The 19631-nt window shown below is 68.9% G+C and carries 12 protein-coding genes, 3 rRNA genes and 1 pseudogene; 14 read left to right on the plus strand and 2 right to left on the minus strand.

The annotated features are described in order from the left end of the window. The first annotated feature begins 46 nt into the window (after positions 1-46). From OG432_RS27730 to OG432_RS27750, 5 genes and pseudogenes are all read left to right on the plus strand, one after another. A 16S ribosomal RNA gene (locus OG432_RS27730) occupies positions 47-1572 on the plus strand. 288 nt (positions 1573-1860) lie between these two features. Further along, positions 1861-4984 (plus strand): 23S ribosomal RNA (locus OG432_RS27735). 105 nt (positions 4985-5089) lie between these two features. After that, positions 5090-5206, plus strand: a 5S ribosomal RNA gene (gene rrf / locus OG432_RS27740). Together the 16S, 23S and 5S rRNA genes form the textbook arrangement of a ribosomal RNA operon. Positions 5207-5342: 136 nt before the next feature. Next, positions 5343-6797, plus strand: a pseudogene (locus OG432_RS34975) (hypothetical protein); the annotation flags it as partial. Between the two features lie 72 nt (positions 6798-6869). Beyond that, on the plus strand, positions 6870-7802 hold the full coding sequence (locus OG432_RS27750) for a hypothetical protein (RefSeq protein WP_328315266.1): 933 nt from the start codon (positions 6870-6872) through the stop codon (positions 7800-7802). 101 nt (positions 7803-7903) lie between these two features. Here the strand turns inward: OG432_RS27750 and OG432_RS27755 are convergent, their stop codons facing one another. Continuing rightward, positions 7904-9187, minus strand: a complete 1284-nt coding sequence (locus OG432_RS27755; RefSeq protein ID WP_328313690.1) for a DUF1015 domain-containing protein — start codon at positions 9185-9187, stop codon at positions 7904-7906. Between the two features lie 72 nt (positions 9188-9259). Between OG432_RS27755 and OG432_RS27760 the strand changes: the two genes are divergently transcribed. The 4 genes from OG432_RS27760 to OG432_RS27775 all read left to right on the plus strand — a co-directional run bounded on the left by OG432_RS27760 (position 9260) and on the right by OG432_RS27775 (position 13335). Further along, positions 9260-10288, plus strand: a complete 1029-nt coding sequence (locus OG432_RS27760; RefSeq protein WP_328313691.1) for an HAD-IIA family hydrolase — start codon at positions 9260-9262, stop codon at positions 10286-10288. Between the two features lie 97 nt (positions 10289-10385). Then, positions 10386-11441 (plus strand): iron chelate uptake ABC transporter family permease subunit, encoded by a 1056-nt coding sequence (locus tag OG432_RS27765; RefSeq protein ID WP_328315267.1) that lies wholly within the window; start codon positions 10386-10388, stop codon positions 11439-11441. Next, complete coding sequence (locus OG432_RS27770) at positions 11438-12466, plus strand: FecCD family ABC transporter permease (RefSeq protein ID WP_328313692.1); 1029 nt, start codon at positions 11438-11440, stop codon at positions 12464-12466. The genes OG432_RS27765 and OG432_RS27770 overlap by 4 nt, the downstream gene beginning before the upstream one ends. 74 nt (positions 12467-12540) lie before the next feature. Beyond that, positions 12541-13335 carry an ABC transporter ATP-binding protein gene (locus OG432_RS27775; protein ID WP_328313693.1) on the plus strand — a complete coding sequence of 265 codons (795 nt, stop codon included), beginning with the start codon at positions 12541-12543 and terminating at the stop codon, positions 13333-13335. Between the two features lie 135 nt (positions 13336-13470). On the opposite strand, the gene OG432_RS27780 is transcribed toward OG432_RS27775, so the two are convergent. Further along, positions 13471-13818, minus strand: a complete 348-nt coding sequence (locus OG432_RS27780) for a sterol-binding protein (protein WP_328313694.1) — start codon at positions 13816-13818, stop codon at positions 13471-13473. Positions 13819-13861: 43 nt separating this feature from the next. On the opposite strand from OG432_RS27780, the gene OG432_RS27785 reads away from it, so the two are divergent. The 5 genes from OG432_RS27785 to OG432_RS27805 all read left to right on the plus strand — a co-directional run bounded on the left by OG432_RS27785 (position 13862) and on the right by OG432_RS27805 (position 19600). Beyond that, positions 13862-14173: a hypothetical protein gene (locus tag OG432_RS27785; protein ID WP_443058469.1), complete on the plus strand. Its 312-nt coding sequence runs from the start codon at positions 13862-13864 to the stop codon at positions 14171-14173. A 57-nt stretch (positions 14174-14230) separates the two neighbouring features. Then, positions 14231-15046, plus strand: coding sequence for a TlyA family RNA methyltransferase (locus OG432_RS27790; protein WP_328313695.1), 816 nt, complete (start codon positions 14231-14233; stop codon positions 15044-15046). A gap of 59 nt (positions 15047-15105) precedes the next feature. Next, on the plus strand, positions 15106-16071 hold the full coding sequence (locus OG432_RS27795; RefSeq protein ID WP_328315269.1) for an NAD kinase: 966 nt from the start codon (positions 15106-15108) through the stop codon (positions 16069-16071). 502 nt (positions 16072-16573) lie between these two features. Further along, positions 16574-18292: a DNA repair protein RecN gene (gene recN, locus OG432_RS27800; RefSeq protein WP_328315270.1), complete on the plus strand. Its 1719-nt coding sequence runs from the start codon at positions 16574-16576 to the stop codon at positions 18290-18292. A gap of 228 nt (positions 18293-18520) precedes the next feature. Continuing rightward, the gene (locus tag OG432_RS27805) at positions 18521-19600 is read left to right on the plus strand and encodes a glycosyltransferase family 4 protein (protein ID WP_328313696.1); all 1080 of its coding nucleotides are present in this window, start codon (positions 18521-18523) and stop codon (positions 19598-19600) included. Positions 19601-19631 lie beyond the last annotated feature (31 nt).

A 19631-nucleotide genomic window follows, 5' to 3' on the forward strand; every position in this document is an offset into this window, starting at 1 on the left:
TCCGTCCCGCTCTTACGTGATGTGTGCACCCGATTACGGGTAAACATTCATGGAGAGTTTGATCCTGGCTCAGGACGAACGCTGGCGGCGTGCTTAACACATGCAAGTCGAACGATGAAGCCCTTCGGGGTGGATTAGTGGCGAACGGGTGAGTAACACGTGGGCAATCTGCCCTTCACTCTGGGACAAGCCCTGGAAACGGGGTCTAATACCGGATAACACTCCTCAAAGCATTTTGAGGGGTTAAAAGCTCCGGCGGTGAAGGATGAGCCCGCGGCCTATCAGCTTGTTGGTGGGGTAATGGCCTACCAAGGCGACGACGGGTAGCCGGCCTGAGAGGGCGACCGGCCACACTGGGACTGAGACACGGCCCAGACTCCTACGGGAGGCAGCAGTGGGGAATATTGCACAATGGGCGAAAGCCTGATGCAGCGACGCCGCGTGAGGGATGACGGCCTTCGGGTTGTAAACCTCTTTCAGCAGGGAAGAAGCGAAAGTGACGGTACCTGCAGAAGAAGCGCCGGCTAACTACGTGCCAGCAGCCGCGGTAATACGTAGGGCGCAAGCGTTGTCCGGAATTATTGGGCGTAAAGAGCTCGTAGGCGGCTTGTCACGTCGGATGTGAAAGCCCGGGGCTTAACCCCGGGTCTGCATTCGATACGGGCTAGCTAGAGTGTGGTAGGGGAGATCGGAATTCCTGGTGTAGCGGTGAAATGCGCAGATATCAGGAGGAACACCGGTGGCGAAGGCGGATCTCTGGGCCATTACTGACGCTGAGGAGCGAAAGCGTGGGGAGCGAACAGGATTAGATACCCTGGTAGTCCACGCCGTAAACGTTGGGAACTAGGTGTTGGCGACATTCCACGTCGTCGGTGCCGCAGCTAACGCATTAAGTTCCCCGCCTGGGGAGTACGGCCGCAAGGCTAAAACTCAAAGGAATTGACGGGGGCCCGCACAAGCAGCGGAGCATGTGGCTTAATTCGACGCAACGCGAAGAACCTTACCAAGGCTTGACATATACCGGAAAGCATCAGAGATGGTGCCCCCCTTGTGGTCGGTATACAGGTGGTGCATGGCTGTCGTCAGCTCGTGTCGTGAGATGTTGGGTTAAGTCCCGCAACGAGCGCAACCCTTGTTCTGTGTTGCCAGCATGCCCTTCGGGGTGATGGGGACTCACAGGAGACTGCCGGGGTCAACTCGGAGGAAGGTGGGGACGACGTCAAGTCATCATGCCCCTTATGTCTTGGGCTGCACACGTGCTACAATGGCCGGTACAAAGAGCTGCGATGCCGCGAGGCGGAGCGAATCTCAAAAAGCCGGTCTCAGTTCGGATTGGGGTCTGCAACTCGACCCCATGAAGTCGGAGTTGCTAGTAATCGCAGATCAGCATTGCTGCGGTGAATACGTTCCCGGGCCTTGTACACACCGCCCGTCACGTCACGAAAGTCGGTAACACCCGAAGCCGGTGGCCCAACCCCTTGTGGGAGGGAGCTGTCGAAGGTGGGACTGGCGATTGGGACGAAGTCGTAACAAGGTAGCCGTACCGGAAGGTGCGGCTGGATCACCTCCTTTCTAAGGAGCACAGCACCGTCTGCAGACAAATGTTCTGCACGGTCAGCTCATGGGTGGAACGTTGACTATTCGGCACTCTTGGTCAATTCGGGCCGCTAGTACTGCTCTTCGGAGCGTGGAATGCGGGTCGGTGCGACGGAGAGGGCCGGGCACGCTGTTGGGTATCTGAAGGCACGGGCTTTGCCCGCTGGTCTTCGGTCGCCGGCCCCAGTGCACTCACCAGGTTCTGGTGGGGTGATGGGTGGTTGGTCGTTGTTTGAGAACTGCACAGTGGACGCGAGCATCTGTGGCCAAGTTTTTAAGGGCGCACGGTGGATGCCTTGGCACCAGGAACCGATGAAGGACGTGGGAGGCCACGATAGTCCCCGGGGAGCCGTCAACCAGGCTTTGATCCGGGGGTTTCCGAATGGGGAAACCCGGCAGTCGTCATGGGCTGTCACCCATACCTGAACACATAGGGTATGTGGAGGGAACGAGGGGAAGTGAAACATCTCAGTACCCTCAGGAAGAGAAAACAACCGTGATTCCGGGAGTAGTGGCGAGCGAAACCGGATGAGGCCAAACCGTATGCGTGTGATACCCGGCAGGGGTTGCGCATGCGGGGTTGTGGGATCTCTCTTTCACAGTCTGCCGGCTGTGAGGCGAGTCAGAAACCGTATGGATAGGCGAAGGACATGCGAAAGGTCCGGCGTAGAGGGTAAGACCCCCGTAGCTGAAATTCATACGGCTCGTTTGAGAGACACCCAAGTAGCACGGGGCCCGAGAAATCCCGTGTGAATCTGGCGGGACCACCCGCTAAGCCTAAATATTCCCTGGTGACCGATAGCGGATAGTACCGTGAGGGAATGGTGAAAAGTACCGCGGGAGCGGAGTGAAATAGTACCTGAAACCGTGTGCCTACAAGCCGTGGGAGCGTCGCGCATTGAGTTTACTCAGTGCGTCGTGACTGCGTGCCTTTTGAAGAATGAGCCTGCGAGTTAGCGGTGTGTAGCGAGGTTAACCCGTGTGGGGAAGCCGTAGCGAAAGCGAGTCCGAACAGGGCGATTGAGTTGCACGCTCTAGACCCGAAGCGGAGTGATCTAGCCATGGGCAGGTTGAAGCGGCTGTAAGAGGTCGTGGAGGACCGAACCCACCAGGGTTGAAAACCTGGGGGATGACCTGTGGTTAGGGGTGAAAGGCCAATCAAACTCCGTGATAGCTGGTTCTCCCCGAAATGCATTTAGGTGCAGCGTCGTGTGTTTCTTGCCGGAGGTAGAGCACTGGATAGGCGATGGGCCCTACCGGGTTACTGACCTTAGCCAAACTCCGAATGCCGGTAAGTGAGAGCACGGCAGTGAGACTGTGGGGGATAAGCTCCATGGTCGAGAGGGAAACAGCCCAGAGCATCGACTAAGGCCCCTAAGCGTACGCTAAGTGGGAAAGGATGTGGAGTCGCAGAGACAACCAGGAGGTTGGCTTAGAAGCAGCCACCCTTGAAAGAGTGCGTAATAGCTCACTGGTCAAGTGATTCCGCGCCGACAATGTAGCGGGGCTCAAGCGTACCGCCGAAGTCGTGTCATTCATACACATAGGGCCAACGCCTGTATGGATGGGTAGGGGAGCGTCGTGTGCCGGGTGAAGCTGCAGCGGAAGCTAGTGGTGGACGGTTCACGAGTGAGAATGCAGGCATGAGTAGCGATACACACGTGAGAAACGTGTGCGCCGATTGACTAAGGGTTCCTGGGTCAAGCTGATCTGCCCAGGGTAAGTCGGGACCTAAGGCGAGGCCGACAGGCGTAGTCGATGGACAACCGGTTGATATTCCGGTACCCGCTTTGAAACGCCCAATATCGAATCAGGCGATGCTAAGCCCGTGAAGCCGTTCCGGACCCTTCGGGGAAAGGAAAGTAGTGGAGCCGGTGACCCAGACTTGTAGTAGGTAAGCGATGGGGTGACGCAGGAAGGTAGTCCAACCCGGGCGGTGGTTGTCCCGGGGTAAGGGTGTAGGACGTTGTCTAGGCAAATCCGGACAACACATAGTCTGAGACCTGATGCCGAGCCGATTGTGGTGAAGTGGATGATCCTATGCTGTCGAGAAAAGCCTCTAGCGAGTTTCATGGCGGCCCGTACCCTAAACCGACTCAGGTGGTCAGGTAGAGAATACCGAGGCGTTCGGGTGAACTATGGTTAAGGAACTCGGCAAAATGCCCCCGTAACTTCGGGAGAAGGGGGGCCATCACCGGTGATGAGATTTACTCTCTGAGCTGGGGGTGGCCGCAGAGACCAGCGAGAAGCGACTGTTTACTAAAAACACAGGTCCGTGCGAAGCCGTAAGGCGATGTATACGGACTGACGCCTGCCCGGTGCTGGAACGTTAAGGGGACCGGTTAGTGACCTTTCGGGGTTGCGAAGCTGAGAACTTAAGCGCCAGTAAACGGCGGTGGTAACTATAACCATCCTAAGGTAGCGAAATTCCTTGTCGGGTAAGTTCCGACCTGCACGAATGGCGTAACGACTTCTCGACTGTCTCAACCATAGGCCCGGTGAAATTGCACTACGAGTAAAGATGCTCGTTTCGCGCAGCAGGACGGAAAGACCCCGGGACCTTTACTACAGTTTGATATTGGTGTTCGGTTCGGCTTGTGTAGGATAGGTGGGAGACTTTGAAGCGGCCACGCCAGTGGTTGTGGAGTCGTCGTTGAAATACCACTCTGGTCGTGCTGGATGTCTAACCTCGGTCCGTGATCCGGATCAGGGACAGTGTCTGATGGGTAGTTTAACTGGGGCGGTTGCCTCCTAAAGAGTAACGGAGGCGCCCAAAGGTTCCCTCAGCCTGGTTGGCAATCAGGTGTTGAGTGTAAGTGCACAAGGGAGCTTGACTGTGAGACCGACGGGTCGAGCAGGGACGAAAGTCGGGACTAGTGATCCGGCGGTGGCTTGTGGAAGCGCCGTCGCTCAACGGATAAAAGGTACCCCGGGGATAACAGGCTGATCTTCCCCAAGAGTCCATATCGACGGGATGGTTTGGCACCTCGATGTCGGCTCGTCGCATCCTGGGGCTGGAGTCGGTCCCAAGGGTTGGGCTGTTCGCCCATTAAAGCGGTACGCGAGCTGGGTTTAGAACGTCGTGAGACAGTTCGGTCCCTATCCGCTGCGCGCGCAGGAACATTGAGAAGGGCTGTCCCTAGTACGAGAGGACCGGGACGGACGAACCTCTGGTGTGCCAGTTGTCCTGCCAAGGGCATGGCTGGTTGGCTACGTTCGGAAAGGATAACCGCTGAAAGCATCTAAGCGGGAAGCCTGCTTCGAGATGAGTGTTCCCACCTCCTTGAGAGGGTAAGGCTCCCAGTAGACGACTGGGTTGATAGGCCAGATGTGGAAGCCCGGTAACGGGTGGAGCTGACTGGTACTAATAGGCCGAGGGCTTGTCCTCAGTTGCTCGCGTCCACTGTGTTTGTTCTGAAGCAACGAACAGTTGCTGGTTGAGCAGAACCCACTTAATTGAAAAGTGTGCTTGTTCGCTCGAAACCGATAGGGTTTCGGTGGTCATAGCGTTAGGGAAACGCCCGGTTACATTCCGAACCCGGAAGCTAAGCCTTTCAGCGCCGATGGTACTGCAGGGGGGACCCTGTGGGAGAGTAGGACGCCGCCGAACAATATTTCAGGACCCTTGGTCCCAGCGTTCATGCTGGGACCAAGGGTCCTTTTGTTTTTCCGCTTTGCTTTGCCGAAGCGCGTCGGGCAGCCGACTGCGCGAGAATGACTGCAGTACCCGAAGACTAGGAGTCACGATGTCCACCAACTCTCCCGACGATCGTCCGGAGCGCGAGCCGCGCCGTCAGGACGGTGGCGACCGGGGCGGCTACCGCGGTGGTCGAGACGACCGCGGTCCGCGGCGTGACAACGACCGCGACCGGGGTGGCTACGGCGGGCGTCGTGACGACAGTCGTGGTGGCTCCTCCAGTGGTGGCGCTTCCAGCGGTGGCTCCGGCGGCGGATATCCGCGCCGCGACGACCGCGGCGGGCGGCCCGCCGGCGGCGGCAGCTCGTACGGGCGTCGCGATGACCGTCCGGCTCCCCGTCGTGATGACGACCGTGGTGGGTTCCGTCGTGATGACAACCGTGGCGGTGGCGGCGGCTCCTACGGGCGTCGTGACGACAACCGTGGCGGGTCTTCCGGCGGCGGCTCCTACCCCCGTCGTGACGACCGTCCGGCCCCGCGCCGTGACGACGACCGTGGTGGGTTCCGCCGCGACGACAACCGCGGCGGGTCTTCCGGCGGCAGCTCGTACCCCCGTCGTGACGACCGTCCGGCTCCCCGTCGTGATGACGACCGTGGTGGGTTCCGCCGCGACGACAACCGCGGCGGGTCTTCCGGCGGCAGCTCGTATCCCCGTCGTGACGACAATCGTGGCGGTGGCTTCGGTGGGCGCCGTGACGACCGTCCGGCTCCTCGCCGTGATGACGACCGTGGCGGATTCCGTCGCGATGACCGTCCGGCTCCTCGCCGTGATGACGACCGTGGTGGGTTCCGTCGTGATGACAACCGTGGCGGTGGCGGCGGCTCCTACGGGCGTCGTGACGACAACCGTGGCGGGTCTTCCGGCGGCAGCTCGTACGGGCGTCGTGACGACCGTCCGGCTCCCCGTCGTGATGACGACCGTGGTGGATTCCGCCGCGACGACCGTGGTGGTCGCCCCGCCGGCGGTGGCAGCTCCTACCCCCGTCGTGACGACCGTCCGGCCCCGCGCCGTGACGACGACCGTGGCGGATTCCGCCGCGACGACAACCGTGGCGGGTCTTCCGGCGGTGGCTTCCGTCGCGACGACAATCGTGGTGGCGGCAGCTCGTACCCCCGTCGTGACGACAATCGTGGCGGTGGCAGCTCCTACCCCCGTCGTGACGACCGTCCGGCCCCGCGCCGTGACGACGACCGTGGTGGATTCCGCCGCGATGACCGTCCGGCCCCGCGCCGTGACGACGACCGTGGTGGGTTCCGCCGCGACGACAACCGTGGCGGGTCTGCCGGCGGCAGCTCGTACCCCCGTCGTGACGACCGTCCGGCCCCGCGCCGTGACGACGACCGTGGTGGGTTCCGCCGCGACGACCGTCCCGCACCCCGCCGCGACGACCGCGGCGACCGCGGCGGTTACCGCGGGCGTGACGACCGGCGTGACGAGCGCGGCCGCGACGACCGTGGCCGGGACGACCGCGGTGGTTACGGGCGTCGGGACGACCGCGACCGTGACCGGGACCGCGAGCCCGTCAAGCGGCTGCCGATCGACGAGGACGTCACCGGCAACGAGATCGACGAGGGCGTGCGTCAGGAGCTCATGAGCCTGCCCAAGGGGCTCGCCGAAGAGGTCGCGTGCAACCTGGTGATGGTGGCCCGGCTCATCGACGAGGAGCCCGAGCAGGCGTACGCGTACTCCCGCATCGCGCTGCGGCTCGCCTCCCGCGTGGCCGCCGTCCGCGAGGCCGCCGGGTTCGCCGCGTACGCCACGCAGAAGTACTCCGAGGCGCTCGCGGAGTTCCGTGCCGCGCGTCGCATGACCGGGTCCGTGGAGCTGTGGCCCGTCATGGCCGACTGCGAGCGTGGGCTCGGGCGTCCCGAGCGGGCGCTGACGATGGCCGGCGAGCCCGAGGTGCAGAAGCTCGACAAGCCCGGCCAGGTCGAGATGCGCCTGGTCGTGGCCGGGGCGCGTCGGGACATGGGGCAGCTGGACGCCGCCATCGTGACCCTGCAGAGCCCCGAGCTCGCCTCGAACTCCGTACAGCCCTGGACCGCGCGCCTGCGCTACGCGTACGCCGACGCGCTGCTCGCCGCGACGCGTGAGGACGAGGCCCGCGAATGGTTCGCCAAGGCCCTTGAGGCGGACAAGGACGGCACGACCGACGCCTCCGACCGCCTCGCCGAGCTGGACGGTGTCGACTTCGTGGACGCCATGGTCGAGGACGACGAGGTGGACGGCGACGCCGTTGCCCCGCGCGTGGTGGCCGAGGACCTGCCGGAGGACCCCGAGTTCGACGACGAGGGCGAGGAGGAGGACGAGTTCGAGGGCGACGACGCCGACTTCGTGCGCGCCGCTGACGAGACCGCCGACGCCGAGCCCGCGAAGGCCGAGCCCGTCAAGGCCGAGCCCGTCAAGGCCGAGCCCGTCAAGGCCGAGCCCGTGACGGACGAGCCCGCTCCGGCGGACACGGACGACAGGGGCACGGACAAGGACAAGGGCACGGACCAGGGTGCCTGACCAATCATCGGCATCCTCGGGCGTGTGACGTCCGAGCGGTGATGAGGGCGAAAGAGGCGGTGCCCTTCGGGGCGCCGCCTCTTTTTCGTTTCCCGGGTCGGTCAGTTCACGGTCAGGCTGCGCAGCACCAGGCCCGTGGCCGGTTTCGGGCCGAACGACGTCGACTTGCGGGGCATCGTGACGCCCTGCCGCGCCAGGTCGCGCACGACCTCCTCGCGGACCGGGTGCATCAGGACCGCCGTCTTGCCGTGGCGCTCCGCCTGTTCGACGGCGGCCGCCGTGTCGTGGATGTACGCGATCTCCTCCGGCGTGTCCGGGATGCGCCAGATCTCGTCCAGCAGCGTCGAGTGGAGGACCGTCGCGTCGAGCGAGCGCCAGGCCGGCGGCCGGTCGGCGCGGATCGTGCGGGCGAGCAGGGCCTCGTCGGGGCGGTCCAGGAGGTGGAAGCGGCCGTCGCCCGCGAGGAGGAAGACGTTGCCTTCGGCGGCTGCTTCCGCGAGCGCTTCCATGGCGCCGGCGAGCGGGACGTCGAGGGTGCGGACCCGGAAGGCGCCGGCCGCGGTGACCGCGGCGAGCGCCTTGGGCACCGCGAGACGGTGCAGCAGGCGGTGGATGGCGCGGACGCGCAGCGGGTAGCGCGCCGTGTCGACCAGGAGGACGAGGCCGAAGTCCCAGGGGCCCGGCGAGGTCTGTTCGTCGCGCAGACGCAGATAGGTGGCCCATCGGTGGTGGCCGTCGGCGATGACGGCCTGGTGAGCGGTCAGGTCGGCCTGGACCTCCGCGAGATCGGCCGGATCCGTGAGGGCCCACAGACGGTGGCGGAAACCGTCCTCCGTGGTCGTGCGGAGCAGAGGCTCGCGCTCGATGGCGCGGTCGATGACGGCGGTCGCGCCGCTCGGGGCGTCCCCGCCGCGGTAGGTCAGGAGAAGGGGTTCGAGGTGGGCCGCGGTCGTGCGCATGAGCGCGGCACGGTCCTCCACGACGTGCGGCATCACGTCCTCGTGCGGCAGGACGACGCCCTCGGACGGTTCGGACAGGGCGAGCGCACCGATGACGCCCCGTTGCAGGATGCCGTCGCCCTCCTGCTCGTAGACGTACAGGGCGGGCTCGGGGTCGGGGGCGAGGACGCCCTCGTCGAGCCAGTCGTCCAGGGTCAGCGCGGCCTGCTGGTTGCGGGCGGCCGGCGAGCTGGCCTGCGGCAGGATCAGCCGCACGATGTTGTACGGATCCGCCGACTCCAGGTGGAGCAGGCCGTCGGGGCGCACCACCACGTCGTACGGCGGTGAGGTCACGGCGGCGAGGCTGCCGACCCGCTCGGGAACATAGCGCAGTCCGCGGAACGGGATCAGGCGCAGCCCGAGGTCCGCACGCCCAGTTGTGCTCATCCGTGCATGGTATGTGGGGTGGGGGCATGCGCGATGATCGGGGGCAGAGCATCGATCGAGGAGTGGATGAAGATGAGCCAGACCGGCCGGATCAAGCCGAGTGGCAGCGAACGGGCGCTGAACGAGGCCTACGACACGGCTCTGCTGGATCTGGACGGGGTCGTCTACGCGGGCGGTGCGGCGATCGACCACGCCGTCGACGCGCTGGCCGACGCGCGGGACGGCGGGATGCACCTCGCCTATGTGACCAACAACGCGCTGCGGACACCGGACGCGGTCGCCGAGCACCTGACGGAGCTCGGGGTGCCCGCGCAAGCCACCGATGTGATCACCTCGGCGCAGGCCGTGGCACGGCTGATGTCGGATCAACTCCCGCAGGGATCAAAGGTGTTGGTGATCGGCGGCGAGGGGCTGCACGTCGCCCTGTCCGAGCGCGGTCTTGTGCCGGTGGAGTCGGCCGACGACGATCCGGCGGCCGTCGTGCAGGGCTACGGAGGCCCGGACCTCACCTGGTCCCGGTTCGCGGAGGCCTCGTACGCGGTCAACCGCGGCCTGCCCTGGTTCGCGTCGAACGTCGATCTGACGATTCCGAGCGGGCGGGGGATCGCGCCCGGCAACGGGGCCGCGGTGGAGGTCGTACGCATCGCCACCGGCGCCGAGCCCCAGGTGGCCGGAAAGCCGCTGCCGCCGATGCACCGGGAGACCGTGCTGCGGACCGGCGCCGAGCGGCCCCTGGTCGTCGGGGACCGGCTCGACACGGACATCGAGGGCGCGTTCAACGGCGGTGTCGACTCCCTGCTCGTGCTGACCGGGGTGACGGACGGCGCGCAGCTCCTGGCGGCCCGGCCCGAGCACCGGCCCACCTTCGTCGACGCCGATCTGCGCGGGCTTCTGACCGGGCAGCCCGAAGTGACCGGAAAGGGCGACGGGTTCGTATGCGGCGGGTGGACCGCCTCCGTGGCCGACGGGGCGTTTGCGCTCGACGGGGACGGGGAAGCGATGGACGGGCTCCGGGCGCTGTGCGCGGCGGCCTGGAGCCATGCCGGGGACGGCATGTGTGACGTGGATGCGGCGAAGGTGCTGGCGCGCCTGGGGCTGTGAGGTCCGAGAAGCCCGTGGCCGGGGCGCGACCGGTGAAGTGAGCCCGCGGCCGGGGCGCGATCGGCAAAGTGCAGGGTAGGCTAACCTAACTTTCGTGTTGGTAGACAGTCCTCCTCAGCCGCGCGACGGGACCACCTCCGCGCCCCCGGCCCCGACCGCGACACGCCGTGCGCTGCGCGCCGCGGGTCTGTTCGCGTCCGTGGGCGCGCTGGCGCTCGTCGCCGTCGCGAGCATCGCGATCGGGGCGAAGCCCATGCCGCTCGGCGATGTCTGGCACGGCCTCTTCCACGGTTCGGGCACCGCCAACGACATCCTCGTCCACGACGTACGGGTGCCGCGGACCCTGCTGGGCCTGCTCGTCGGGGCCGCGCTCGGGCTCGCCGGCGCGGTCATGCAGGCGCTCACCCGCAACCCGCTCGCCGAGCCCGGCATCCTCGGTGTCAACGCGGGAGCGGCCGCCGCCGTGGTCTCCGCGATCAGCTTCCTCGGGGTCGACTCCCTCACCGGATACGTGTGGTTCGCGTTCCTCGGCGCGGGCGTCGTGTCGGCCGCCGTCTACCTGCTCGGCGGCAGCCGGGCCGCGACGCCCGTGCGGCTCGCGCTCGCCGGGACGGCGGCGAGCGCCGCGCTCTACGGCTACGTCAACGCCGTCCAGCTCACCGACTCCGCCGCCCTCAACCAGCTCCGGTTCTGGCAGGTCGGTTCGCTCGCCGCGGCGGACGCGGCGACCGTCCGCAGGGTCGCGCCGTTCATCCTCGTCGGAATCGTCGTCGCGCTGCTGCTCGCCCGCCCGCTCAACGCGATGGCGATGGGCGACGACACCGCCCGCGCGCTCGGCGCCCACCTGACCCGCACCCGCGTCGCGTCCATGATCGTGATCACCCTGCTGTGCGGGGCCGCGACCGCCGCCTGCGGTCCCATCGTCTTCATCGGCCTCATGGTCCCGCACATCGTGCGCGCCATCACCGGGCCCGACCTGCGATGGATCCTGCCGTACGCGGCCGTGCTCTCGCCCGTGCTGCTGCTCGGCTCCGACGTGGTCGGGCGGATCATCACGCGGCCCGCCGAACTCCAGGTCGGCATCGTCACCGCCCTCATCGGCGGGCCCGTCTTCATCTACCTCGTACGGCGCAAGAGGATGGCCCAACTGTGAAGGCGATCCGTACCCCCGGCGGTCTCTCCTTCCGGGCCGAGCCGCGCGCCCTGGCCGTCGTCGGCGCTCTCGCCCTGCTGGCGCTCGCCGCCGGAGTCGTCCTGATCGGCACCGGCGACTTCGCCATCGCCCCCGTCGACGTCCTGCGCGGCCTGTCCGGATCGGGCACGCCCGCGCAGGACTTCATCATCAACGAACTGCGGCTGCCGCGCGTGCTCGTGGCGCTCCTGGTCGGTGCCTCCCTAGGGATCTCCGGCGCGCTCTTCCAGTCGATCTCCCGCAACCCGCTGGGCAGCCCGGACGTCATCGGCTTCGGACAGGGCTCGTCCGTCGGTGCGCTCACCGTCATCGTGTTCTTCCACGGCGGTGCGTTCGCGGTCTCGCTCGGCGCGCTGGCCGGCGGGCTCGCCACCGGTGTGGCGGTCTATCTGCTGGCGTGGAAGAAGGGCGTGCACGGCTACCGCCTCGTCCTCGTGGGCATCGGCGCCGCCGCGATGCTCACCGCGGGCATCCAGTATCTGCTCACCAAGTCCACCCTGGTCGACGCCACCCGCTCGATGGTCTGGCTCACCGGCTCCCTCGACGGACGCGACTGGGCGCAGGTCCGGCCGCTGCTCGTCCTGTTCGTGGTGCTCCTGCCGGTGGTCCTCACTTACGCTCGGCCGCTGCGGATGCTGGAGATGGGTGACGACGCGGCGTACGCGCTGGGTGTGCCCGTGCAGCGGACCCGTACCGTCCTGATGCTCTGTGCCGTGCTCCTCAACGCCTCGGCGACCGCGGCCGCCGGGCCCATCGCCTTCGTCGCGCTGACCGCGCCCCAGCTCGCCCGGCGCCTCACCCGTGCCACCGGGCCCAACGTCCTCGCCTCCGCCTGCATGGGCGCGGCGCTCCTGGTCGTCGCGGACTGGGGCGCGCAGCGGCTGTTCGGCGAGAGCACGCTTCCGGTGGGGGTGCTGACCGGGATGGCCGGCGGCGTCTACCTGCTGTGGCTCCTCGTCACCGAACGCCGGGCGGGCCGAGTATGAGCCGCCGCCCCGCGACCGCCGACAGCGTCCCCGACTTCCTTACGGATTCCGGTAGTTCAAGCAGGAGTACGAGCATGCAACGCCTCAGCGCCGAATCGGTCACCCTCGGCTACGACCAGCGGGTGATCGCCAAGGACCTGTCGGTCGAGATACCCGACCATTCGTTCACGGTGATCGTCGGGCCCAACGCGTGCGGCAAGTCCACGCTGCTGCGGGCGCTGTCCCGGATGCTCAAGCCGCGCGAGGGGCGGGTGCTGCTCGACGGGCGGTCCATCCACGCGCTGCCCGCGAAGAAGGTCGCCCGGACCCTCGGGCTGCTCCCGCAGTCCTCCATCGCGCCGGACGGAATCACGGTCGGGGATCTCGTGGCGCGCGGGCGCTACCCCCACCAGGGGCTGCTGCGGCAGTGGTCGTCCGAGGACGAGCGGATCGTCCAGGAGGCCATGGAGGCGACGGGGGTCGGGGGGCTGGGGGAGCGGTACGTCGACGAGCTGTCCGGCGGGCAGCGCCAGCGGGTCTGGATCGCCATGGCGCTCGCTCAGCAGACGCCGCTGCTGCTGCTCGACGAGCCGACGACGTTTCTGGACATCCAGCACCAGTTCGAGGTGCTGGATCTGTGTGCTCAGCTCCACGAGGAGCAGGGGCGCACGCTGGTCGCCGTGCTGCACGACCTCAACCAGGCGGCCCGGTACGCCACGCATCTCATCGCCATGAGGGGCGGTGAGGTGGTGGCCGAGGGGGAGCCTTCCTCGGTGGTTACCGCGGAGCTGGTGGAGCGGGTGTTCGGGGTGCGGTGTCAGGTGATTCCTGATCCCGAGACGGGGACGCCGCTGGTGGTGCCGGCGGCGCGGCGCGCGCGGGTCGGCTGAGGCAAGCGACCTGGGGCTCCGCGCCGGCCGGCACCGAGTAGTCAAAAGGCGCGGGGAACCGCCAGAGACGGGGGCACGGTCCGCGGACGGAAGCGGGGTTGGGGGCGCGGGGAAGTGTGCGGGTATGGGGTGGGGTCAGAGCAGGGTGCGTAGGCGGAGCAAGTCGCGGAAGCCCGCTTCCAGGGCGACCCGGCCCGACGCCCACGCCTTCGCGAAGTTCAGCTCGCCCGCCACCATCGCCACCAGATCGTCCCCCGTCATCGCGAGACGGATCTGCGCCCTCTGCCGCGGCGCCCCCGTCACCGCACCGACGACCTCGACGTGGCCGCCCCGCAGCCGGCCCACGAACGTGGTGTCCAGGTCCATGACGTAGCAGCTCAGCGAGCGGTCGAATGCGGCGGCAGCATGCACGTCGCCTCCCGCGCGGGCCAGATTGTCCGAAAGTTTTTCGAGTGCGCCGCGGCACTCCTCCAAGGTCGCCATCGCCACCGACCGTACCGCAGGGCTTCGCGGTAGCGTTTCGGGCATGAGCGACTCGATGCCGGCGTCCGACGCGCACGACGCCATGGCGGACGAAGCCACGGCGCCGGACGGCGCGCCCGCACCTCTCGGCGTGCCCCGCACCCCCACCGGCCACACCGGGGTCGACGCCCTCGTCGAGCGGCTCGGCGACGTCGACCACCTCGGTACCGACGGTCACCTCGACGTGTACGAGGATGTACACCGGGGGCTGCGGGACTCGCTGACCGCGCTGGACGCCCGTCAGGGGCCGCCCGCGCCGGGCGCCGTGCCGGGAACGTCCGGGGCGGGCCGGCCGTTGGCTGACCAGCGCCCCTAACGGTCCGACGAGCCGCCGGGCCATGAACGAACTACGACTACAGGAGCTGAACCGAACGTGGCAGGAGTGGCACGCCGCCGCCTCGACGCCGAGCTGGTGCGCCGGAAACTCGCGCGGTCGCGGGAGCACGCCGCCCAGCTGATCGCCGCGGGGCGGGTGAGCGTCGGCAAGACCGTCGCCACCAAATCCGCCACCCAGGTCGAGACCGCCGCCGCGATCGTGGTGGTCGACGACGACAGCGATCCCGACTACGTCTCGCGCGGAGGGCACAAGCTGGCCGGGGCGTTCGAGGCGTTCGTCCCGCAGGGGCTGAAGATCGAGGGGCGGCGGGCGCTCGACGCGGGCGCCTCCACGGGCGGCTTCACCGATGTGCTGCTGCGTTCCGGAGCCGGCCACGTGGTCGCCGTCGACGTCGGTTACGGCCAGCTCGCCTGGTCCCTTCAGAGTGACGACAGGGTCACCGTGAAGGACCGTACGAACGTACGCGAGTTGACGCTCGACGACCTCGACGGGCAGCCCGCCGACCTCGTCGTGGGCGACCTCTCCTTCATCGCGCTCGGCCTGGTGCTGCCCGCCCTCGTGCGCTGCGCGGCGCCCGACGCGGACCTGGTCCTCATGGTCAAGCCGCAGTTCGAGATCGGCAAGGAGCGGCTCGGCAGCGGCGGCGTCGTGCGCAGCCCCGAGCTGCGGGCCGAGACGGTACGGACGGTGGCGGCGCAGGCGGCCGGGCTCGGGCTCGGCGTGGTCGGAGTGACGGCCAGCCCGTTGCCCGGACCCTCCGGCAATGTCGAATACTTTCTGTGGCTGCGGGCCGGGGCGCCCGCGCTCGATCCCGCGGACGTGGAGCGCGCAGTGGCGGAGGGACCCCGGTGAGTTCGTCGGAAAGCAGCACTCGGAGCAGTACACAGAGCAGCACTGACATCAGCACTGACATCAGTGCGCAGAGCAGTGTCGAGGGCGGTACGGACAGTCGTGCCTGCGGCGGCTCGCAGAGCGGCGCCGCCGAGGCGCGCACCGTTTTCCTGCTCGCGCACACCGGAAGACCCGCGGCCATTCGCAGCGCGGAACTCGTCGTCCGCGGCCTGCTGCGCAGCGGCATCGGCGTACGCGTCCTGCGGGCGGAGGCCGCCGATCTGCCACTGCCCGTCGAGGCGGAGATCGTCGAGGACGCACGGCCCGCGTGCCTCGACGCCTGCGAGCTGCTCATCGTGCTCGGCGGCGACGGCACCTTGCTGCGCGGCGCGGAACTCTCCCGCGCGTCCGGCGTTCCGATGCTCGGAGTCAACCTCGGCCGCGTCGGCTTCCTCGCGGAGGCCGAGCGCGACGACCTGGACAAGGTCGTCGACCGTGTGGTGACGCGCGCCTACGAGGTCGAGGAGCGGATGACCCTCGACGTCGTCGTGCACAACAACGGCGATGTGGTGCACCGGGACTGGGCCCTCAACGAGGCGGCCGTCCAGAAGGTCTCGCCCGAGCGGATGCTGGAGGTCGTGCTGGAGATCGACGGCCGTCCCGTCACCGGGTTCGGCTGCGACGGCATCGTGTGCGCCACGCCGACCGGTTCGACCGCGTACGCCTTCTCGGCCGGCGGCCCGGTGGTGTGGCCCGAGGTCGAGGCGCTGCTCATGGTGCCGATCAGCGCGCACGCCCTGTTCGCCAAGCCCCTGGTCACGTCGCCGGACTCGGTGCTCGCGGTCGAGGTGCAGCCGCACACGCCGCACGGAGTGCTGTGGTGCGACGGGCGGCGTACGGTCGAACTCCCTTCGGGCGCACGGGTGGAGGTACGGCGGGGCGCCGTCCCGGTGCGGCTCGCGCGGCTGCACCACGCCTCGTTCACCGACCGTCTTGTCGCCAAGTTCGCCCTGCCGGTACAGGGGTGGCGCGGGGCGCCGCACTGACCGGTCCGGGCGGGGCGGGCCCCCAGGTCCCGGTGCTGCCGAGTGGGCACGGCGTCCGTCGTCGAGGCGATCACGGAAATCGACATGTAGACGGATCCGACGAGCTTCACGACCGCGTGTCCGGGTCGGTGCCCGGGTCGACATTTCCCCGCGCGTCCGAGCGGACCCGGCGGGCGGGCCCTTTGTCGATGTGCCGACCGGGACGGGTGTTGACACGCTCGCCCCGCCGCGGCGACCGGTGACCGCCACGTTCATGCCGGGGAACGGCTCGCGTCGGCGGCGGGGCGGAACGGGCCGGTCCGTTCTCGTGCGCCAGGGCTCGCGGCAAGGGCGGTGCCGGGACCCGTCCGGCGAGCCTCCCGATCAGGCCGGGGCATTGCCCCGCGCCGATGGCCGCGCCGACGGGCACGCCGACGGTTCGGGGTCCACGAGAGGGTGACGGGACGGGGCACGTCGCACACAGGGCTCCGGACCTCGTAAGGTCGTGTCCGTGTTGGAGGAGATGCGGATACGGTCGCTCGGGGTCATCGACGACGCAGTCGTGGAGCTGTCACCCGGTTTCACCGCGGTGACCGGCGAGACCGGTGCGGGCAAGACCATGGTCGTCACCAGCCTGGGGCTGCTGCTCGGCGGCCGTGCCGATCCCGCGCTCGTGCGGATCGGCGCCAAGGCGGCCGTCGTCGAAGGGCGGATCGCGCTGCGGCCCGGCAGCTCGGCGGTGCTGCGGGCGGAGGAGGCAGGGGCAGAGCTGGACGACGGCGCGCTGCTCGTCAGCCGTACCGTTTCGGCGGAGGGCCGCTCACGGGCGTACCTCGGCGGCCGGTCGGTGCCGGTCGGGATGCTCGCCGAGCTCGCCGACGAACTCGTCGCGGTGCACGGCCAGACCGACCAGCAGGGCCTGCTGCGCCCGGCCAGACAGCGCGAGGCGCTCGACCGGTACGCCGGCGAGGCGGTGGCGGGGCCCCTGGCCAAGTACGCCGGGGCCTACCGGAGGCTGCGGGCCGTCGCCGTCGAGCTGGAGGAGCTGACCACGCGGGCGCGCGAGCGGGCGCAGGAGGCCGATCTGCTGCGCTTCGGGCTCGACGAGATCGCCGCGGTGGAGCCGCTGCCCGGCGAGGACGGCGAACTGTCCGCGGAGGCCGAGCGGCTCGGCCACGCCGAAGCGCTCGCCTCGGCCGCCGCCGTCGCCCACGCCGCGCTGGCCGGCAACCCCGAGGACCCCGAGAGCGTGGACGCGACGACCCTCGTCGCCGGCGCCCACCGGGCCCTGGAGGCCGTACGCACCCACGACCCCGCGCTGGCGGCGCTCGCCGAACGCATCGGCGAGGTCGCGATCCTGCTCGGCGACGTGGCGGGCGAACTCGCCGGATACGCCGACGACCTGGACGCCGATCCGCTGCGCCTGGCCGCGGTGGAGGAGCGCCGGGCGGCCCTGACCTCCCTGACCCGTAAGTACGGCGAGGACATCACGGCCGTGCTCGCCTGGTCGCAGGAGAGCGCGGCGCGTCTGACCGAACTCGACGGCGACGACGACCGGATCGAACAGCTCACCGCCGAGCGGAACGGGCTGCGCGACGAACTGTCCGTCCTGGCGCAGGAGTTGACGGACGCCCGCACCGAGGCCGCGGCCCGGTTCGCCGAGGCCGTCACCGCCGAGCTCGCCTCTTTGGCGATGCCGCACGCGCGGGTGTCGTTCGCGGTCGGCCAGAGCGAGGACCCCGAAGGCGTCGAGGTCGGCGGGCGGACCGTGGCATACGGGCCGACCGGCGCCGACGAGGTCGAGCTGCTGCTCGCCCCGCACCCCGGCGCACCGGCCCGGCCGATCGCCAAGGGCGCGTCCGGCGGTGAGCTCTCCCGGGTGATGCTGGCGGTGGAGGTCGTCTTCGCGGGCACCGACCCGGTGCCGACGTACCTGTTCGACGAGGTCGACGCGGGCGTCGGCGGCAAGGCGGCGGTCGAGATCGGCCGCAGGCTCGCCAAACTCGCCAAGTCGGCGCAGGTCGTGGTGGTCACCCACCTGCCGCAGGTGGCGGCGTTCGCCGACCGTCAGCTCCTGGTCGAGAAGACCAACGACGGCACGGTCACCCGCTCCGGCGTCACCGTCCTCGAAGGCGAGGACCGGGTGCGTGAGCTGTCGCGCATGCTGGCCGGCCAGGAAGACTCCGAGACCGCCAGGGCGCACGCCGAGGAACTCCTGGCCACCGCCCGCGCGGACGGCTGACCGCCCGACCGGCTGACGGAGCGGCGCACCGCCGACCCGCTCCGGGGCCGCCGACCGGGGTGCCCCGCCGCCGACCGGCGGCGCGGGCGTTCACCCGTGTGGGTGATCGGGGGCGGTGGTCTTCCCGGCCCGGCGGGGCAGGAACCTCCGGGCGGTGCCGGAACGCCCGTACGGACTGGCATCCTTGGCCGGAACCACCGACCTCCGCCGCTCCGGGAGCCTGTTCACGTGTCACAGCTGCGTACGGTCCACGTCCTGGGCGGCGGCAGTGCGGGCAGCAGCGCGCATGTCAGATCGCTCGCGGCAGGCCTGGTCGCCCGGGGTGTGCGCGTCACCGTCTGCGCCCCCGCCGAGCTGGAGCGGGAGTACGACTTCCCCGGCGCGGGCGCCCTCTTCGTGCCGGTCGCCCGGCGCGGCGATCCGACGGCGGTCGGCGCGCTCCGGGCCGCCTGCGCCCACGCGGATGTCGTGCACGCGCACGGCCTGCACGCCGCCGTCCGCGCCGCCCTCGCGCTGAGCGGCCGACGAGGCGTGCCGCTGGTCGTCACCTGGCACACCCGCTCGCACGCCGACGGCGCCCGCGGTCACGTGCTTCGGCTCCTGGAGCGCCGGGTCTCGCGGACCGCCGCCGTGGTGCTCGCCACCTCGTCCGAACTCGTCGACCGGGCCCGCAGCCGCGGCGCGCGCGACGCCCGGCTCGCCGCGGTCGCCGTCCCCGCACCCCGGCCGACGGCCGGACTCGACGACGGCAAGGCGCGGGCCGAACTCGGCGCTGTGGACCGGCCGTTGCTCATGGCCGTGGGCAGCCTCGTCGAACACCGCGGCTACGAGGTGCTGCTCGACGCGGCCCGTGCCTGGCGCGATCTCGACGTGGTGCCGCTGCTCGTCATCGCGGGGGAGGGGCGGGGGCGGCCGGCGCTGCAGCGGCGCATCGAGGCGGAGTCCCTGCCGGTCAGGCTCGTCGGCCGGCGCGACGACATCACCGAGCTGCTCGCCGCCGCCGACATCGCGGTCCTGCCCAGCCGCTGGGAGGCCCGCTCGCTGCTCGCCCAGGACGCGCTGCGCCTGGGCGTGCCGCTGGTCGCCACGGCGGTCGGCGGGGTGCCGGAGCTGGTCGGGGACGCGGCGCTGCTCGTCCCGTACGGAGACGCCGGGGCGCTCGCGGACGCCGTCGTGGGCCTGCTCGCGGACCCCGACGCGCGCCGTGCGCTGGCCCACGCGGGACGGGTGCAGGCCGCGAGCTGGCCCACCGAGGACGAGACCGTGGCCCAAGTCCTCGCCGTCTACGACGAGTTGACGGGCGCCTGAGCCGCCGCGCCCCGGTCCGTATCGCAGCCGT

The sequence above is a fragment of the Streptomyces sp. NBC_00442 genome (assembly GCF_036014195.1).
In the GTDB taxonomy this organism is placed as follows: domain Bacteria; phylum Actinomycetota; class Actinomycetes; order Streptomycetales; family Streptomycetaceae; genus Streptomyces.